The 19,438-nt window shown below is 39.8% G+C and carries 16 protein-coding genes; 6 read left to right on the forward strand and 10 right to left on the reverse strand.

What is annotated here, in order from left to right:
- The first annotated feature begins 617 nt into the window (after positions 1-617).
- Entirely contained in the window at positions 618-1,004 is a 387-nt protein-coding gene (locus tag ACDG22_RS07975) for a hypothetical protein (protein WP_270212551.1), read from the forward strand.
- Between the two features lie 150 nt (positions 1,005-1,154).
- On the opposite strand, the gene pelA is transcribed toward ACDG22_RS07975, so the two are convergent.
- From pelA to ACDG22_RS07990, 3 genes are all read right to left on the reverse strand, one after another.
- Positions 1,155-2,222 (reverse strand): pectate lyase, encoded by a 1,068-nt coding sequence (pelA, locus tag ACDG22_RS07980; protein ID WP_270230484.1) that lies wholly within the window; start codon positions 2,220-2,222, stop codon positions 1,155-1,157.
- 153 nt (positions 2,223-2,375) lie between these two features.
- On the reverse strand, positions 2,376-2,783 hold the full coding sequence (locus ACDG22_RS07985) for a DUF1573 domain-containing protein (protein ID WP_022124738.1): 408 nt from the start codon (positions 2,781-2,783) through the stop codon (positions 2,376-2,378).
- Between the two features lie 278 nt (positions 2,784-3,061).
- Positions 3,062-5,278, reverse strand: a complete 2,217-nt coding sequence (locus ACDG22_RS07990; RefSeq protein ID WP_022124739.1) for a RelA/SpoT family protein — start codon at positions 5,276-5,278, stop codon at positions 3,062-3,064.
- 207 nt (positions 5,279-5,485) lie between these two features.
- Here ACDG22_RS07990 and ACDG22_RS07995 point away from each other — a divergent pair, with 207 nt between their 5' ends.
- Entirely contained in the window at positions 5,486-7,006 is a 1,521-nt protein-coding gene (locus ACDG22_RS07995; RefSeq protein ID WP_007569053.1) for a DUF4301 family protein, read from the forward strand.
- 100 nt (positions 7,007-7,106) lie between these two features.
- On the opposite strand, the gene ACDG22_RS08000 is transcribed toward ACDG22_RS07995, so the two are convergent.
- From ACDG22_RS08000 to ACDG22_RS08030, 7 genes are all read right to left on the reverse strand, one after another.
- Positions 7,107-7,634 (reverse strand): hypothetical protein, encoded by a 528-nt coding sequence (locus tag ACDG22_RS08000; RefSeq protein WP_022124740.1) that lies wholly within the window; start codon positions 7,632-7,634, stop codon positions 7,107-7,109.
- A gap of 39 nt (positions 7,635-7,673) precedes the next feature.
- Positions 7,674-8,798 (reverse strand): bifunctional histidinol-phosphatase/imidazoleglycerol-phosphate dehydratase HisB, encoded by a 1,125-nt coding sequence (gene hisB, locus ACDG22_RS08005; RefSeq protein ID WP_022124741.1) that lies wholly within the window; start codon positions 8,796-8,798, stop codon positions 7,674-7,676.
- A gap of 7 nt (positions 8,799-8,805) precedes the next feature.
- The gene (gene hisC, locus ACDG22_RS08010) at positions 8,806-9,846 is read right to left on the reverse strand and encodes a histidinol-phosphate transaminase (RefSeq protein ID WP_022124742.1); all 1,041 of its coding nucleotides are present in this window, start codon (positions 9,844-9,846) and stop codon (positions 8,806-8,808) included.
- Positions 9,847-9,857: 11 nt separating this feature from the next.
- Positions 9,858-11,141 carry a histidinol dehydrogenase gene (gene hisD, locus ACDG22_RS08015; RefSeq protein ID WP_022124743.1) on the reverse strand — a complete coding sequence of 428 codons (1,284 nt, stop codon included), beginning with the start codon at positions 11,139-11,141 and terminating at the stop codon, positions 9,858-9,860.
- 29 nt (positions 11,142-11,170) lie between these two features.
- Complete coding sequence (hisG, locus tag ACDG22_RS08020; protein WP_022124744.1) at positions 11,171-12,022, reverse strand: ATP phosphoribosyltransferase; 852 nt, start codon at positions 12,020-12,022, stop codon at positions 11,171-11,173.
- Positions 12,023-12,270: 248 nt separating this feature from the next.
- Positions 12,271-13,728 carry a tetratricopeptide repeat protein gene (locus ACDG22_RS08025; RefSeq protein ID WP_270668780.1) on the reverse strand — a complete coding sequence of 486 codons (1,458 nt, stop codon included), beginning with the start codon at positions 13,726-13,728 and terminating at the stop codon, positions 12,271-12,273.
- Between the two features lie 150 nt (positions 13,729-13,878).
- Entirely contained in the window at positions 13,879-15,618 is a 1,740-nt protein-coding gene (locus ACDG22_RS08030) for a glutamine--tRNA ligase/YqeY domain fusion protein (protein WP_007569038.1), read from the reverse strand.
- A gap of 520 nt (positions 15,619-16,138) precedes the next feature.
- On the opposite strand from ACDG22_RS08030, the gene ACDG22_RS08035 reads away from it, so the two are divergent.
- The 4 genes from ACDG22_RS08035 (at position 16,139) to ACDG22_RS08050 (ending at position 19,412) form a co-directional block, all read left to right on the forward strand.
- On the forward strand, positions 16,139-17,413 hold the full coding sequence (locus tag ACDG22_RS08035) for a replication-associated recombination protein A (protein WP_007569037.1): 1,275 nt from the start codon (positions 16,139-16,141) through the stop codon (positions 17,411-17,413).
- A gap of 15 nt (positions 17,414-17,428) precedes the next feature.
- Complete coding sequence (locus ACDG22_RS08040) at positions 17,429-18,388, forward strand: D-2-hydroxyacid dehydrogenase (RefSeq protein WP_007569035.1); 960 nt, start codon at positions 17,429-17,431, stop codon at positions 18,386-18,388.
- Positions 18,385-18,852: a C-GCAxxG-C-C family protein gene (locus ACDG22_RS08045; protein WP_022124746.1), complete on the forward strand. Its 468-nt coding sequence runs from the start codon at positions 18,385-18,387 to the stop codon at positions 18,850-18,852. Before ACDG22_RS08040 ends, ACDG22_RS08045 begins: the two co-directional genes overlap by 4 nt.
- A gap of 356 nt (positions 18,853-19,208) precedes the next feature.
- The gene (locus tag ACDG22_RS08050) at positions 19,209-19,412 is read left to right on the forward strand and encodes a winged helix-turn-helix domain-containing protein (RefSeq protein ID WP_007569031.1); all 204 of its coding nucleotides are present in this window, start codon (positions 19,209-19,211) and stop codon (positions 19,410-19,412) included.
- Positions 19,413-19,438: the final 26 nt, after the last annotated feature.

Here is a 19,438-nt window from a genome sequence, read left to right on the forward strand (position 1 = left end):
TTCAGAAGGCAGTTATATACGAAACAACACTAAATGATATGAATATGGAAAAAGAATTATTAGAGAAACTAGTAAAATTGGAAGTTTACTTAACTATCACTCTTCTTCTTTCGTTAAAGATTAGCCTCTGCGAGTTACACGGATAGTTCTCTTGATAGTAACCCTAACTTGAGTTCTAACCTTAGTAGTAATTCTTAACATAATTACTCCTTTCTTTTTTAAGTGAGCAACCTTGACCCTACTCACATGAGCCTCCTTCAAATCTCATTAAGTAGCGTCAGAAAAGAATTGCAATGCAAATATAACTTTAAACTTTGAAACTTAAAACATTTTACATAACTTTGCGGCGAATTGGAAATATCCAGTTTGCTTTATTTTGACATATTTTAGCTCAACCGCTGTCTGAATCACCACCTCAAATCGCATGAGAGCTATATACAATTCTTGTTGGGAGTTACACCTATAAGGCGTAGACTTTCCCATAAAGAATTGTGGCTTGTGGTGAGCCAAGACAGCGTATGGCGATTGTCTGCGCTTTTCTTTTGGGTTAAACGTATGGCATTGCTTTAGATTGAATTTATTGCAATAAGTATATGTTTAACTAAAAGATTTGTAAAATGAAAAAGTTATTTGGATTAATGTTGCTATGTGCAACTATGGTTTTATCTCTATCTTCTTGCTCGGATGATGATGAAGTATTTGTAACATCAGAGCAAATAATCGGCACATGGGATGTAATTTGGGCAGAACAAGACGGAGAAAGTATAGATATACCTAAAGGCTATATTTATATGAAGCTTAATCAAGACGGTAGTTATAGAACCACGATGTTTGATGATTATTACATTGGAACTTACAGACTTGAAGGGAATACGGTTGTAGGTACGACAAAAGACCCTATCACAGAATATTATAAATTTACAAGCTTGGAAGGTAACAATGCAAGTATAGATTATTCAAATAGCATTGGAACTAAATACAAGTTTAAGGCTGTAAAAAGATAAGTTTAAAGTTTTTGGTAAATTACATAATTTTAGTAAATTTGTATCATAAAAAAAGTGCAGTTATATGCTACCCGTTTGTGTAGAATAGTATATAACTGCCTTTCAGAAAATACTCAGTTTATTTCTGTGTGTGTTATATTTCAGACTGTCTTATTTTCTTATTCTTTTTTGCCATTGAGCATATTCTTTATAAACATTTTCTCCAGATCGGTTCAGCCAGCTGTATCCATTACGACGCTCATAGCCGATTTCGGACAGATGATAGCACTTTATACCATCCCGGTCGCAGAAAAAAGGACGGTTAGTTTCTAGTTCATAAAATCTTGCCCACATTGGCTTACAGTCTTCACATGGTGCTACACGGCGGTCTTTCTTTCCATCCTTATTGATGAAGGATTCTATTTTAATGCCTTTTATCTCTGAATCTTTGAACCATTGTACTGCTGATTCTATACTTTGAATAACCTCTGCTGAAGGATTAGTAAGCTGCATTAAATAAATTACGATATTAGCCGATTCTGCTCCGCTCAGTGACGGAAGCTCATAAGCTCGCGCTTTTGCCGGAGCAAATGTTTCACGGTCGTGCTGTGCGCACCAAACGGTAAGTTTACCATGCTGTTTAACCTGTGTTTTGAGTATACATTCTACTCCTTTATCTATTGCTTTCTGAGCTTTTTGGCGGGTTGATTCTGGCAGGTAGGTGAAAGGGGATTTTCCGTTACTTACATCGCGAAGCAGATTCATTACATTTATCATGGCGTTATCGTTGTAAGTTATTTGGACATAGTATCCTTTAGGACGCGGATAAAACTGAGGCCACCCACCGTTTTCGTATTGAGCTTCGAACAGATAGTCCAGTCCGCGTATAGCCGCTTCTTTATATGTTTCGTCGTGAGTGGAGTTGTATAATCTGGAAAGATAGATTATTTCTGTTGTGGTGGCTCCATTGTCAATCGTACTGGCATTGACGTCATTTTTGATTTCCAAAGCTTTTTCTTTGTTGTCGGGTGTCTGAAAAAAATTAATGTTTTTGGGCCATCCGCCTGTAGGTTGCTGGTATAAAAGAACAGTTTCTGCCACTTCTTTTGCTTTGGGAGTAGTGAAAAAAGAGTCTTCCAGCCGAGGAGCTTCTTTTACCCACTTTTTGTAACTTATTTCTTGTGCCTGTATGGTATTGAGACTGCATACAGCAATGGCTGTGAGAATTAGATTTTTCATAGATTTGTGTGTTTTTAGAATTGTCGTTTGTTTTAAATGTGTATACAAAAGTACTAAATCCATCGGATTGTGCAAGTGTAAATAAAAAACATCCGGCTAAATCTATGTGTACAAGATCTAGCCGGATGTTTTTTATTGTGCGTTTATTGTCTTTTAGTTCTGTTGAGGTTCTGAACCTTTAGGTGTCATATCACCTTCGATGTAAAGACGTACCACCTCTTGTTTGGCATTGGTACGTAATGTAATCGACTTGCGGAAATGACCGGGAAATTTTCCGGCTCCGTTGTAAGTAACTGTTATTTCTCCGCTTTCACCAGCCTTGATTGGTTCTTTGGGATATTGTGGTACTGTACATCCGCATGATGCGATAGCTTGATGAATTACCAGCGGACCATTTCCTGTATTGGTGAATTTGAATTTGCAAGTGACTTTAGGGTTATTTTCGGAAAAAGCTCCAAAGTTATGTGTTGTCTTTTCGAACTTGATTTCGGCTGTACCCTGAGCGATGACCATCAGTACTGCCACAACTAAAAGTAATGTGGTTAAGATAGTTTTTTTCATTTTTCTTCAGATTTTAAAAAAACGCCCTAAAGATATTGATTTTCTTTGTATTTCATATGCCATAATTAGGTTTATTAACATTTGTTACGCCTGGGTAATGAAGAAAAGAAGAGTGGAATTCTGGACTTGTATGCTGATGAACTAAAAATAGTTGTATACATGTTCAGAAAGTTTGTACAGAAAATAAAAAAAATTCTCGATAAATTTATGAAAACATGCCCAAGTTTTGTGCATAACTTGGGCATGTTTTTTAAAGGCTGAAAAGGAGGCAGAAATGATTATCCACGGTTTACTTGTTTCACCCCTTTTACAGTCTTTATTTTTTTGATGAGTGATTCCAGTTTTGAGGTATCATCTACCATGACTGTAAGCATTCCCGAAAAGAGTCCGTCGTGTGAGTCGATGCTGATAGAACGTAACAGAATATTATCCTCTTTATTGATGATGGAAGTAATGTTTGTTACGATACCTATATCATCGTGTCCCACAATACGGAGTGTGATGGGATATTGCTTGCCCTGGCTTTTTCCTGCCCATCGTGCACGGACTATGCGATAGGGGAAACGAGCTTTCATCTCTTTTGCATTCGGGCAGTCACAACGGTGTATCTTGATTCCTCCTGATATTGTCACGAAACCAAATACATCATCTCCGTAAATCGGATTACAACATTTAGCTAAGTTGAAGTCAAGTCCTTTCAGATTCTGGTCTATAACCAATACATCATCTTTGTAGTAATCTTTTCCTTCAGTTGTCTGTTGTATGTTGAAACCTTCAGCACTTCGGTAGCTTATTTCTTCCCGTTGTTCGGTTTCCTTACGTTGCATTTCGACATATCGGTCGATAATGCCGTTTATTTCCATCGTTTCGTTGGCAATACTCTGGTAAAAGTCTGTCACAGTCTTAAATCCCAGTTTCTTGATAAGGCGCATCAGGATAGCTTCATCATATTCCAGTTTGCGGTTCTTGAATTTACGTTCCAGTGTTTCCTTAGCAAATTCAGTCTGCCGTGCTACTAGTTCTTTCAGTGCCTGCCGGATTTTAGTCTTTGCTTTCGACGTAGTTACAAAGTTCAGCCAGTCACGCTTCGGAGTTTGTGTGCTTGAAGTAGTTATTTCTACCTGGTCGCCACTGTTGAGCGTTTGTTTCAGCTGCACATTTCTTCCATTCACTCTGGCACCGATGCATCGGCATCCCAAATTGGTATGGATAGCAAAAGCAAAGTCGAGCACAGTAGCCCCTTGCGGCAGTTTATATAAATCCCCTTTAGGAGTGAAAACAAAAACTTCATCTTTATATAAATCCAGTTTGAACTGATCCATAGCCTCCAGGTCACTGTCTGCATTTTCCAGTGTTTCGCGAATAGAGTTCAGCCATTCGTCCAGACCACTTTCCCCTTTGATACCCTTATATCTCCAGTGAGCAGCAAGTCCTTTTTCGGCTATCTCATCCATACGTTCGGTACGAATCTGTACTTCTACCCATTTACCTTCAGGCCCCATGACAGTTATATGTAATGATTCGTAGCCATTACTTTTAGGCACAGACAGCCAGTCGCGCAAACGTTTCGGATTGGGCAGATACATATCTGTTACGATAGAATAGGCCTGCCAGCATTCTTGCTTTTCCTTATCAATCGGAGAGTCAAGTATGATTCGGATAGCAAACAAATCATACACACCTTCGAACGGGCATCCCTGCTTTTTCATTTTCTGATAAATGGAATGTATGGATTTGGTACGCCCTTTGATATGGAATTTCAGTCCTGTCTCTTCCAGTTTCTTTTTTACCGGTTCGATAAAAGCATCAATATATCGGTCGCGGGCAGCCTTTGTGGCATTCAGCTTATCCTTAATGTGGTAATATACATCATGTTGAGTATATTTCAGTGACAAGTCTTCCAGTTCCGATTTCAGTTTGTATAGTCCCAGTTTATGAGCCAGTGGGGCATACAGGTAGGCAGCTTCGTTCGAAACTTGTAATCTGGCCTCTTCATTCGAACAGTCTTTGATTTGGCGCATCAAGTTTACACGGTCGGCTATCATAATAAGGATAACTCGCATGTCTTCGGCAAACGAGAGCAGCAGATTGCGGAAGTTCTCTGATTCTATGGTCGGACTTTTGGCATAAAGTTCATTTATCTTTACCAGCCCGTGTATGATTCCAGCTACATCCTCGCCATACATTTGTTTGACTGACTCTAATGTACACAGATTATATTTTACGGATTCATGCAACATGATGCCTAGGATAGAGGCACGTCTCATACCGATCTCTTCTGCCACAATAACAGCTGTCTGCATGTCTTTTATAATCGGATTCATACCAAAGGCATTACGAGGTATGCTTCCCGCCGACATGACTTTAACCAAATGTTTTTTCAGATTGCAGCAGTCGTTTTTTTGCAGAGTGTCTCCTGATAGTTGCAGTAGTCTTTTGTATAGCGCTATTAGCTGTTTATGTTCGTCCGGTGTAAAAAAAACTTGTTCATCCATAGTCTTTCTAGTTTTGTTGAGAACCTGTTTGTTGCAAATTGAAATCCTTTTTTAATTTAAATGGGTAAAAAAGAAGTATTCCAGCCAGCTTCTGTGGGTAAAGATAGTTTTTTTCTTCCTTTATTGTTACAAACTTGATGGTTTTTTTATACTTTTGAGGTGGATTCAATTTGTAAACGAATATTTATCACTTAAATTTATCACAATATGTTAACACACGAAGACAAAGAATTACTGGCAAAGAAAGGTATTACTGAGAAGCAGATTGAAGAGCAACTGGCTTGCTTTGAAAAGGGATTCCCTTATTTGCAACTGGCTGCGGCTGCATCTGTAGACAATAATGGTATTATGATTGCCGATGCTGATGCCCAGAAAAAATATCTGGCAGCATGGGATGCTTATAAAGACTCTGATAAGAAAATCGTGAAGTTTGTGCCTGCTTCTGGAGCGGCAAGCCGTATGTTTAAAAACTTGTTCGAATTCTTGGGTGCTGATTATGACGTGCCTACTACAAGTTTTGAAAAGAAATTTTTCGATCATATTCATAGTTTTGCTTTTTATAATGATTTGAATGCTGCTTGCCTGGATAATACAGGTAAGGATATTGAGGCTCTTTTGTCGGAACATAATTATAAGGCTGTAGTAGCTAACTTGCTGGAATCTGCAGGATTGAATTATGGTTCTCTGCCGAAAGGTTTGCTGAAATTCCACCGTTATGCTGATGGCGTACGTACTCCATTGGAAGAGCATCTGGTAGAAGGAGCATTGTATGCTGCCGGAAAGACCGGAAAAGTGAATGTGCACTTTACTGTATCGGGTGAACATCGTGCTTTATTCCAGAAACTGGTAGATGCTAAAGCTGCCGAATATACCCAGAAATATGGTGTGGAATATAATATCAGCTTCTCCGAACAAAAGGCAAGTACTGATACCATTGCCGCTGATATGGAAAACAAGCCGTTCCGTGATAATGGCAAATTGCTTTTCCGTCCGGGAGGTCATGGTGCTTTGATTGAAAATCTGAACGATCTGGATGCTGATATCGTATTTATCAAGAATATTGATAATGTCGTACCCGACCGTTTGAAAGACGATACTGTAACTTATAAAAAACTGCTTGCCGGTGTGCTGGTTACTTTGCAGAAACAGGCTTTCGATTATTTGGAATTGCTGGATAGTGGTCATTACAGCCATGATCAGCTGGAAACAATTATCCGTTTCGTTCAGCAGCAGTTACGTTGTCGCAAGAGCGATATCAAGGATTTGGAAGATGCCGATTTGGTTATTTACCTGCGTAAGAAACTGAACCGTCCGATGCGTGTTTGCGGTATGGTGAAGAATGTAGGTGAGCCGGGCGGTGGTCCGTTCCTTGCTTATAATCCTGACGGAACTGTTTCGCTTCAGATTTTGGAAAGTTCTCAGATTGATATGAATGATCCGGAAAAGAAGGCTATGTTCGAAAAGGGTACACACTTCAATCCGGTAGATTTGGTTTGTGCTGTACGCGACTATAAGGGAAATAAATTCAATTTGTTACAGTATGTAGATAAGGCTACAGGATTTATCTCTTATAAATCTAAGAATGGTAAAGATTTGAAAGCTTTGGAATTGCCGGGATTGTGGAATGGCTCTATGAGCGACTGGAGCACAATCTTTGTAGAAGTTCCATTGAGTACATTCAATCCGGTAAAGACTGTAAACGATTTGTTACGCGAACAACATCAATAAGCTAATGGAAAGCTAGAGAAAGACATCTCTTTTCCTAAAAATATTACATCCGGCATAAAAGCAATATACGCGTTTAAAGCTTTATGCCGGATGTTTTTTATTATACTTCCCATTGGTCTATTTGGCGGAAAATGCGTGTAAGAGAGGAGTGGCATGATTCCGGATAAAAAAGTGTATACGAAAACCATAATTTTCGGTTGCGTACGTATTTGGCGTAATAACGGTATCCTTCTATCCGCTTTCCATTTTCATAATGTGGACCGCTGAGAATAAACGAGTCACGTAATAACTCTTGCTTTTCGGCATATAGTTGTGTTGCCAATTCTTTCATTTTTATCTTTACCGGACTTGAGTCCGGAGCTTTCAGTACAGAGCATTCAATAACGAATCGCTCATTGTCCCAATATCCTAAACGTACAAAACCTTTGTCGGTTATTTCCTGAGAGAAAAACTCCGGATAACGGATGCTGTATCCGTAGAAACTGTCGCGGTAGGTTTTCATTGGAGCATCGTTGATTAACTCGGTCAATACTTCCTGATAGGTGCGGAATCCTTTTTGATCCCTCGACAGGTTTATTCCTATCGTGAAGCCAATGAGTATGATGATTACAACAAGCAATTTTCTCATGGTTCTGTTTTTTACTGAATATTCAAACAATGATGAAAGTTAGATACATCCTTTACTGGAGGGAACTTCGTAGTGGTAGATATCCCTTTTGACAGCCATTTTGATGCTTCGTGCCAGCGCCTTGAATATCCCTTCTATCTTGTGATGTTCGTTCTGACCTTCTGCCTTGATGTTCAGATTCATGCGTGCGGCATCACTCAGTGACTTGAAGAAATGGAGGAACATCTCTGTCGGCATTTCGCCTATCTTCTCACGTTTGAATTCTGCATCCCATACTAGCCAGGCGCGTCCTCCAAAGTCAAGAGTTACCTGACACAGGCAATCGTCCATAGGAAGGCAATATCCATAGCGTTCGATACCTCGTTTGTTGCCAAGTGCCTGATATAGACATTCTCCCAAAGCAATAGCAGTATCTTCGATGGTATGATGTTCGTCTACTTCAAGATCTCCTTTTACTTGAATTGTAAGATCCAGACCTCCATGCTTGCCTATTTGTTCCAGCATATGGTCGAAAAAGCCTAATCCGGTATTTATTTTACATGTTCCGCTGCCGTCCAGATTCAGACGGATATAAATATCAGTTTCTTTAGTCGTGCGGCGTACTTCGGCTATACGTTCTCCGGCAAACAGAAACTCTGCTACTTTATCCCAATCGGCTGTTGCAAGTACGCAGGTGTCTTGCAGTTTTTTATCTTTTAGTATAGAGTCGTCTTTTTGTAAGAGAATGGCCTTACAGCCCAGGTTATATGCCAGTTCCACATCCGTAGCTCGGTCGCCTATCACGAAACTGTTTTCCAAATCGTATGCATCATTATCGATGTACTGGGTAAGCATACCTGTCCGGGGTTTACGGGTGGGAGCATTATCTTCCGGAAAGCTTCGGTCTATCTGTACATCATCGAAAATAATTCCTTCGTTTTCGAACGTCTTCATTACCAGATTATGTACAGGCCAGAATGTTTCTTCAGGAAAAGATGAGGTACCCAGCCCGTCCTGATTGGTTACCATTACAAAGTCGAAATCAAGCTTCTGTCGGATAAAAAACAGGTTGCGGAATACCTTCGGATAGAATTCCAGTTTTTCGAAAGAATCCAGCTGGTAATCTATTGGAGGTTCGATAACCAATGTTCCGTCACGGTCTATAAATAAAACTTTCTTTTTCATAGGGTAATCAGGGTTTATATTTTCTCAGAGCCTCAAGCAGAGCATCGTTTTCAGGACGAGTACCAATAGTTATTCGCAGGCAATCCTGACAGAGAGTTATGCTAGAACGGTTACGTACGATAATGCCTTTTTCTACCAAGTAATCGTAAATTGCCTTAGCATTACATACTTTTGTCAGGAAAAAGTTGGCATCAGTCGGGTAGATATGCGTACAACATGAAAGTTTGGCAAATTCTTTTATCATGCGTTCACGTTCATTAAGTAATGACTGTACCCATCTTTGCACTTCGTAATGTTTGTGCATCATCTGAATAGCTTCCTGTTGTGTCAGTCGGTTGACATTATACGGATATTTGATTTTACTCAGTATACCGATAATGTCAGGTGAAGCGAATGCCATGCCCAGACGGATTGCTGCACATCCCCAGGCTTTCGAGAAAGTCTGAAAGACGATCAGGTTTGGATATTGTTTTAAATCTCCTATAAGGGAAGGTTCGTCAGAAAAATCGATATAAGCTTCATCTACTATGACAAGTCCCTGAAACTTTTCAAGTAAAGTAAGTATTTCTTTGCGGCACAGATTGTTGCCTGTGGGGTTATTGGGAGAGCAGAGGAAGATGAGTTTCGTATTTTCGTCTGAAGCCGCAAGCAGTTCATCTGCTTTGAACTGAAAAGTATCGTCAAGCAGAACCTTGCGGTATTCTACATCGTTCACATCAGCACATACCTGATACATACCGTATGTCGGATCTATGGCAACAACATTATCGATGCCCGGACGGCAAAAAGCACGAAATACCAGATCTATAGCTTCATCACTTCCGTTGCCTAGAAATATTTGTTCAGGGGTGACCTTTTTTACGAGAGCAATCATATCTTTCAGCTCGCGTTGAAGTGGGTCAGGATATCGGTTATTGGGAGTGTTATACGGATTCTCATTGGCATCCAGAAATACTGAAGCCTCTTTTCCGCTATATTCGTCACGTGCCGATGAATAAGGTTTTAGAGCCCATATATTCGGTCGTGTCAGCTCTTTCAGCGATTTCATAAGCGTTTCGGTTAAAGTTTTTCATTAAGTCGTACTGTGATAGCATTCTTATGGGCATCGAGATGCTCGTTGGCTGCCATTACCTGAATAGCAGGTCCGATGGTAGCGATTCCTTCCCGGGTAATTTCCTGGAAAGTAATTTTGCGGATAAAGCTATCCAGGCTAACTCCACTATATGCTTTGGCATATCCGTTGGTAGGAAGTGTATGGTTGGTTCCCGAAGCATAATCGCCTGCACTTTCAGGAGCGTATGATCCTAAGAATACAGAACCTGCATTGATGATTTTTTCGGCTATATCTGTGTAATCTTTCGTTTCGATAATCAAGTGTTCAGGGGCATATTCGTTTATCATGTCAATAGCCTCCTGCATATTTCGTACGAGGATAAGTTTGCTCGACTGGAGGGATTTCTCCGCGAGAGATTTACGAGGTAATTCAGATAACTGACGATCGACTTCTGCTGCTACTTTGTCAATCAGAGTTTCGGATGTTGTAATAAGTATAGCCTGACTGTCTGCACCGTGTTCTGCTTGAGAAAGAAGGTCGGAAGCAACAAATGTCGGGTTGGCTGTTTCATCAGCAAGAACGGCTACTTCCGAAGGACCTGCAGGCATATCTATCGCAACATCACGTAAAGCAACTTGCTGTTTGGCTACTGTAACATATTGGTTTCCGGGGCCGAATATTTTATATACTTTCGGAATACTGCTGGTTCCGTATGCCATTGCTCCGATAGCTTGTACACCACCGGCCTTGAATACTCTTTTTACTCCTGCTACCCGTGCTGCATATAGAATTGCAGGATGGATTTTTCCTTCACGGTTGGGAGGGGTACACAAAATGATTTCCTTGCAGCCGGCTATTTGTGCCGGAGCGGCAAGCATCAGTACTGTTGAAAATAGGGGAGCCGTGCCTCCTGGTACGTAGAGTCCTACTTTTTCTATGGCAACGGCTTTCTGCCAACAGGTTACTCCTGGAAGTGTTTCTATTTTTTTGCTTGCAAACTTTTGTGAAGAGTGAAATGTCTGTATATTATTTAATGCCAGCATGATGGCTGCTTTAAGTTTAATATCTACTTCTTTTTCAGCTTCTTCGAATTCTTTTTCTGTCACTTCCAGTGAGTTTAATTTTACTTTATCGAACTGCTCTTCATAACCGATTACAGCACGGTCGCCTTGTGTCCGTACTTTTTCCAGTATGTCACAAACTGTTTCACGAAGAGATTCTGTCTGTAGTGCAGAGCGTTTCAGCAGGAAATTCCATTCCAGGCGTTCTGGATAGCGTATGATATTCATGGTGTTGTTGGTTTTCTGTGATACTTCAATTATAAAATCATTTTCTCAATGGGAAGAACCAAAATGCCTTGTGCTCCCAGCGCTTTCAGTTTTCCGATAATTTCCCAAAAACATTTCTGATCTATTACCGTATGTACACTGCTCCATCCTTCGGTTGCAAGTGGCATGATGGTAGGACTTTTTACTCCAGGAAGGACTTCGATTATATCTTTTACTTTATCGGTTGGTGCATTCATCAGCACATATTTCTTGTCTTCTGCTGCTTTTACTGCCTCAATACGGAACAAGAGCTCTTCCAGAATTTCTTTCTTTTCTGGTGTCAGATTGGGATTGCCGATAAGCAAGGCTTCACTTTTCATAACAATTTCCACTTCTTTCAGGTTGTTACTTATCAAAGTGGATCCGGAACTTACAATATCAAATATGGCATCAGAAAGACCTATTCCGGGAGCTATTTCTACAGATCCGGTAATTACATGAATATCTGCATTTATCCCTTGTTTGTCGAGATAAGTTTGTAGAATGCCGGGATATGATGTGGCAATTTTCTTCCCGTTGAACCATGATGGTCCGTTATATTCTTCTTCTTTATGGACTGCCAGTGACAATCTGCATTTACTGAATCCCAGTCGGTAAATGATATCAGCTTTTTCCTTACGTTCTACAAATTCATTTTCTCCTACAATACCTAAATCGGCCACTCCGCTTGCTACACTTTGTGGAATATCATCGTCACGCAGGAACAAGACCTCTATCGGAAAGTTGGACGATTGTGTGAGCAACGTGCGTTTGGACGTAGAAAGTTTGATGTCTGCTTCTGCAAATAAGGCCATTGTGTCTTCAAATAAACGGCCTTTTGATTGTACGGCAATTCTAAGCATATTCTGTAAAGTTTTAAGTTATCAAACAAAAAAAGGCTTACCGAAACGGCAAGCCTTTGATATTTTTGTAGCTATACGACACCTCAGCCTACCGTATGTTAACGTCAGGAGAATGATGATGGCGAATAGTTAGATTATTGTTCATAAATATTTCTTTTATTTGTATATGGCAAATGTAAACTGTTTAAATGTAAAATCCAAATATTTATCAGAAAAACTTTACTTTTACTTTCAATTTTATTATTGCTTTATTCGTTGAGGTATTCCATTGGATTGATTTCTCCACTTTTTATTTTCAGAAAAATGTCTTTTGCCAGCTCGTAGAAATGTTCGTCGGTTTCGAAAGGAGATAATACCGGTTCTTCTTTCTTCAATGAACTGGAAGAAAAGACGGCCCCTCGTACAAGATAGGTAAAAGTCAGTTTTTCTTCTTTCATACGATAATAACAGTATGCCATCAGATAATAGTTACTGTGCATGATATCTGGATTTAATTCTTCTTCTTTTCTCAGATATTCCAATGCCTGTTCCCAATATTCATTATGGAAATAGGCTGTACCTATATAAGCTGCCGCTTCTGCTTCGTCCTCGGCAAATAACTCACCATAGTGAAAGGCTGTTTGTGCATCTTCCAGCTTTTTTTCATCCAGATGCAATTCACCTTTCAGTAGATATAATTCACTGCTGTGATTGTCGTAAGCCAGACCTTGTTCTACATCTTCTTTGCAGGCAGATTGATTCTCGAGTCGTAAATGAGAAATACCTCTTTTATGATACAAGGATGCCATTTCAAAATAAGGCAGTTTGCCGCTGGCTATTATCTTGTCAGAATACTCCAATACTTTCTGGTAATCTTGTACGATGAAGTATATTGACATGATGATATTTTGAATATATGGCTTTTCGGTAGTATGTTTTTCTATATAAAACAGACATTCAAGTGCCTGGTCTATTTCGTTTTCCAACAAAAGACAATTGCTTTTCAGTTCCCAAGTTATCAGATTGGTGTCATCTATGGCCATAGCAAAATCTATTGCTTCCATCGCTTTTTCTGATTGGTACATACGGATATAGCAACGTATCAGATTGTGCCAGAAATCGAGTGTATAGGGAGCTTCGTCAAGTAGCTGGTTATATAGTTTCACGGCTTCTTCCGGATTGCCGAAACTGAAGTGGTATGAAGCCATTTCTTCCAATACTCCAATGTTTTCCGGAGCTTCGCTGTATGCCTTTTCCAGCCAGTAATGGGCTTTTTTCTTCTGGTGGTCATCCATATACACATGTGCAATGTCGAGCATTGTGTCTATGTCTTTTTCGTCTTGGTAAAGCTGATCTAGCAGTGCATCAGCTTCTTGAGTACGCTTTTGTGCCAGATAAAGTTCAGCCTGCAGCAACCTGACTTCGTAGTCGTTTTGGTCGGTTATAGTATTTAATATGCATTGAGCATCGTTGGTATTACCTTTTGCTATAAGATTATGACATTTAAATATCAGTATATCTAAATTATCGGGATGAAGTGACAGCCCATAGTCCACTACTTCTTCCGAAGCCTTTATATTTCCCATGCTTGCATAGAATTCTGCCAATAGGGTGATTTCGTCGGCTTCAAAATAAACACTGGTATGATTGTCCAGCATATCTGCATATTTAGCCAGAAGTTCTTTAAATTCTGGTTTGTGGAAAATAGAAGACAAGTCATCTTTCATGGTTGTTATTTATTTAAAAGGTAAAATAAAAAACGCAGATTATGCAAATTGTTCCGTAGTCAGGAGGAATGTATTTTGTCAGAAAAATACGCCCTTCTACGTAGTGCTTTGCATAATCTGTGTTTCTGGTTTTATGAATATGTCTATATTTTATTTGTTGATCTTACTCCAGGTATCTTTAAGTGATACGGTACGGTTAAATACCAAGTGTTCAGGAGTAGAATCTTTGTCGACATTAAAGTATCCGATACGCTGGAACTGCAAGTAGTCAAGCGGTTTTGCATCTGCAAGGAACTTTTCTACATAACATTCCTTCAAAACTTTCAGCGAGTCTGGATTTATCATTTCCTGCATAGCTTCCAACGCTGAACAGTTCTTGGCTTCGCGGATAGCAGCCATTTCATCACGAGGATTTTCTACTTTCCACAAGCGGTCGTACAAGCGTACTTCTGCTTTCAAGCAATGATTGCAGCTTACCCAGTGCAGTGTACCTTTCACTTTACGGTTAGCTTCTGGCATTCCGCTCTTGGTATTCGGATCGTATTCGGCGTATACTTCTACGATGTTTCCGTTTTCGTCTTTCTTGCATCCGGTACATTTTACGATATATGCATTTTTCAGACGAACTTCCTGTCCCGGAGTCATACGGAAGAATTTTTTTGGAGCATCTTCCATAAAGTCTTCACGTTCCATCCATAATTCACGGCTGAACTCAATAGTATGAGTAGGAGAGTTCGGATCTTCCGGATTATTGATGGCTTCCATTTCTTCTACTTTTCCTTCCGGATAGTTAGTCAAGATCAGTTTTACCGGATTCAAAACAGCTGATACTCGTGTAGAACGTGCATTCAAGTCTTCACGAACAGCACTTTCCAGCAATGCGAAATCGTTCAAGGCATCGTAGGTAGTATAACCGATCTTATCGATAAACTTGCGGATAGATTCCGGAGAATATCCTCTGCGGCGGAATGCGCAAATAGTCGGCATACGAGGATCGTCCCAGCCGTTTACCAGTCCTTCTTTTACTAGAATCAGCAAGTTACGCTTACTCATCAGCGTGTAGCTCAAATTCAGCTTGTTGAACTCATACTGGTGAGGACGGTTATCGTCAAGATCTTTTCCGTCTTTTACCCAATCGACGAACAAGTCATACAACGGACGGTGTACGACAAACTCCAACGTACACAATGAGTGAGTTACTCCTTCGAAGAAATCGCTCTGTCCGTGTGCGAAATCGTACATAGGATATGCTTTCCATTTATCACCCGTACGGTGGTGAGGAGTTTTTACTACACGGTAGATAATAGGATCGCGGAAGTGCATATTAGGGTTGGCCATATCTATCTTGGCACGGAGCACCATTTTACCTTCCTCTATTTCGCCATTGTTCATTTTCTGGAACAATTCAAGGCTTTCCTCTATCGGTCGGTTACGGTATGGACTTTCTACTCCCGGTTGTGTAGGAGTTCCTTTTTGGGCTGCAATTTCTTCTGAAGTTTGTTCGTCTATATATGCTTTACCTTCCTTGATAAGACGGATGGCAAAGTCCCATAATTGCTGGAAATAGTCGGAAGCATAATATTCATTTCCCCACTGGTATCCCAACCACTGAATATCTTCTTTTATCGCTTCTACATATTCTACATCTTCTTTTGTAGGATTTGTATCGTCAAAACGCAAGTTGCATACTCCACCATATCGTTGGGCAATACCGAAGTCCATGCAAATAGCCTTAGCATGGCCAATGTGTAAATATCCGTTTGGCTCAGGCGGGAATCGGGTCTGTATTCTTCCTCCGTTTTTTCCCTCCTTTAAATCTTTTTCAACAATCTGCTCAATAAAGTTCAGGCTTTTCTTTTCAGAACTTTCCGTTACGTTCATTTCTGTCATAGCGTTTTCGTTTTACACTTTTACTTTTTTGCGTTTTCGCGCTTTTGTGTGCAAAAATAATGATTCTTTCCTGAACTACCTATAAAAGAGAGGTGATACTGTTTATTAAACTATAAAATAAATTCTTTTTTATAAGGTAGCAAATATGTATTATTTTTACAAAAGAGAGAAAAAAGGCTGCAAACTCTTTATTTTAAGAAAGATTTTATATCTTTGTCATACTATTGAGGAGGGGGAGTTTGACAGAATGTAAACAAAGAAAAACGATAAACATGTTTTAAGACATAGTTTTTTATTTGTTTAGTTCAAAAAAAGCCCTCATCTTTGTAGCGTTATCCTGAAAACAATCTTTTTACCTTAAAAAAAACTAATACCTATTGAAAACTTAAAAAAGCTTCTTTGTGAAAAGAGGCTTTTTTTATTGCCTTTTTGTGAACTTTCTAAAAGAATAATTTCTTATTTTTGAAAAACTTTTCTCAATATAATACAAGATACAGGAAATTCCAAAAAATAGAATATTATGGCTCAACCATTGGCTGAACGCATGCGTCCGAAGACATTGGACGACTATATAGGACAAAAACATTTGGTAGGAGAAGGGGCGGTGCTGAGAAGGATGATTGATTCCGGACGCATCTCTTCTTTTATTTTATGGGGGCCTCCGGGCGTGGGAAAGACAACGTTGGCACAGATTATTGCAAACCGCCTGGAAACTCCTTTTTATACATTGAGTGCAGTTACGTCGGGAGTGAAAGATGTACGTGATGTTATTGATAAGGCACGGAGCAATCGTTTTTTTTCGCAGCAGAGTCCCATTCTTTTTATCGATGAAATACATCGTTTCAGTAAATCGCAACAAGATTCGTTACTGGGAGCAGTAGAAACAGGAGTAGTTACCTTGATAGGGGCAACAACTGAAAATCCTTCATTTGAGGTAATCCGTCCCTTGCTTTCCCGTTGCCAGCTTTATGTATTGAAATCTCTTGAAAAAGATGACTTGCTTGAACTGTTGCATCATGCGATAACTACGGATGTTATTCTGAAAGAGAAACAAGTGGAATTGCGTGAAACAGATGCTATGCTACGTTATTCGGGAGGAGATGCCCGAAAACTGTTGAATATACTGGAGCTGGTAGTAGAAGCAGACGATAACGTACCTGTTGTGATAACAGATGATAAGGTTGTGGAGCGTTTGCAGCAGAATCCGCTGGCTTATGACAAAGATGGAGAAATGCACTACGACATTATTTCTGCTTTTATTAAGTCTATTCGAGGAAGCGATCCGGATGGGGCATTGTACTGGCTTGCACGTATGGTAGAGGGTGGGGAAGATCCTGCTTTTATTGCGCGCCGTCTTGTCATTTCTGCTTCCGAAGATATCGGTCTTGCTAATCCGAATGCATTGCTGCTTGCAAACGCAGCTTTCGATGCCGTGATGAAAATCGGTTGGCCGGAAGGAAGAATTCCGTTGGCTGAGGCTACAGTTTATCTGGCAACAAGTCCCAAAAGCAACTCTGCCTACGAAGGGATTAATTCTGCTCTTGAGCTGGTTCGTCAGACAGGGAATCTTCCGGTTCCGCTTCATTTGCGTAATGCTCCGACTAAGCTGATGAAGCAGTTAGGATATGGAAAGGAATATAAGTATGCTCATGCTTATAAGGGCAATTTTGTGAAACAACAGTTTTTACCCGATGAAGTATGTCATAATCGTCTTTGGCATGCACAGGAAAATCCTTCAGAAGCTAAATTAAAAGATCGTATGGTACAGTTGTGGGGCGATCGCTTTAAAGAATAAATTTAAGATATAGTTATGAAAATAGTTGTTTTAGATGCTTATACACTGAATCCGGGAGAAAGAAGGTGGGAGGAATTGGAAGAACTGGGAGAAGTCGTAGTGCACGATAGGACGGCTCAATTGGATGTGGTTCGGCGTGCAAAAGATGCGGAAGTTGTGTTGACTAATAAAACGATACTTGATGGATTTATTTTGAATTTATTGCCAAAGCTGAAGTATATAGGAGTTTTGGCAACAGGATATAATGTTGTTGATCTGGATGTGGCTCGCCAGCGTGGAATCGTTGTTACCAATATTCCTGCATATAGTACACAATCGGTTGCCCAGATGGCTATTGCGCATTTGTTGAATATTACACAACGAGTAGCTCATTATGCACATGAAGTGCATAATGGAGTATGGAGTGCACAGCCCGATTTTTGTTACTGGAATACACCATTGATAGAACTGGCCGGAAAGAAAATCGGGATTGTTGGTTTTGGAAATACAGGTCAGGCTACTGCGCAAATAGCTGAAGCTTTGGGGATGGAAGTTTGGGTGTATACCAGCAAGCCAAAGAAAAGTTTGCCTAAGAAATACCAAAAAGTGACACTTAATGAATTGTTTTCTGCATGTGATGTCGTTAGTTTGCATTGTCCTTTGACGGCAGAAAACAAAGAAATGGTAAATTCATTTCGCCTTTCACTAATGAAGCAAGGTGCGATATTAATCAATACAAGTCGTGGAGGGTTAATAGATGAAAAAGCTTTGGAACAGGCTTTGCTGAGCGGTAAGTTGTTGGGAGCCGGACTGGATGTGCTTTCTTCGGAACCTGTGCCTAATGGTAATCCGCTTCTTAAATTGAAGAATTGCTTCATTACTCCTCATATAGCTTGGGCTACCCGTGAGTCGCGCATGCGTTTGATGAACCAGGCTGTGGAAAACCTGAAAGCGTGGATGGAAGGAAGAACAATTAATAATGTACTTGAAATATGACAAAAGAAGAACGTATACAGAAAGCTGTAAACTTTTTTAAGGAAGGATATAACTGCTCACAATCGGTTGTAGCCGCTTATGCAGATTTATATGGTTTTACGCATGAGCAGGCTTTGCATATGGCAGCTTCGTTTGGTGGAGGAATCGGACGAATGCGAGAAACGTGTGGAGCCGCATGTGGAATGTTTCTGCTTGCAGGTTTGGAACGTTGTGCGCTAGAAGGTGCTGACAGAGGTGCGAAAGCTGCCAATTATGCCCTAGTTCAAGAATTGGCAGATAAGTTTAGAAAAGAAACCGGAGCATTACGTTGTGCTGATTTACTTGGCTTATCTAAAAAGGAACCCATTGTCTCTACTCCAGAAGCACGCACTCCTCAGTATTATGCGAAACGTCCTTGCGTCCGGATGGTAGAAACAGCAGCTCGCATATTTGGTGAGTTTCTGGAAAACGAAGGTAAGATTTAAGAAATACCCCAAAGGAGAAAAATTCATGAAGAAAGAAGAAATTTATGCTGATATTTCTGACTATTCTTCATGATATTTTTCTATTTTTTGTACAAAGAAATATCGGTTTCAAGCAAGAATCAACGTACCTTTAGTGTTGTTTTTTGTATATTGGGTCTATATAATGTCTACATTTGTAGAGCTTTTGACACAAATATTGTCTTTTCGGATATTTTCAAGTTTAAAATTGGGGCAGAATCAAAATATTTTTCCATAAAAAAGTGTCTTCCTGTTTTTTTTCGTTACATTTGCACCGCAATACAGACAAAACTTCTTTTGTGAAGGAAGTTAATATTACAGTTTTAAAGTAGAGAACTATGTTACAAGAAAAAGCAGGTGCTATTGCCGGACAAATCTGGGAAGCACTAAATGGAAATGAAGGTTTGACTCAGAAAGGACTTAAAAAAGCTGCAAAATTGAAAGCAGATAAAGATTTGTTCTTAGGATTGGGTTGGTTATTGAGAGAAGACAAGATTGAAACAAGCGAGGTTGAAGGTGAATTATTTATTAAGTTGAAATAAGTAGAATCTTGAGTATTGAAAAATGC

Origin of the sequence: Phocaeicola coprocola (assembly GCF_041333015.1) — a bacterium.
GTDB classification, from domain to species: Bacteria; Bacteroidota; Bacteroidia; order Bacteroidales; family Bacteroidaceae; genus Phocaeicola; species Phocaeicola coprocola.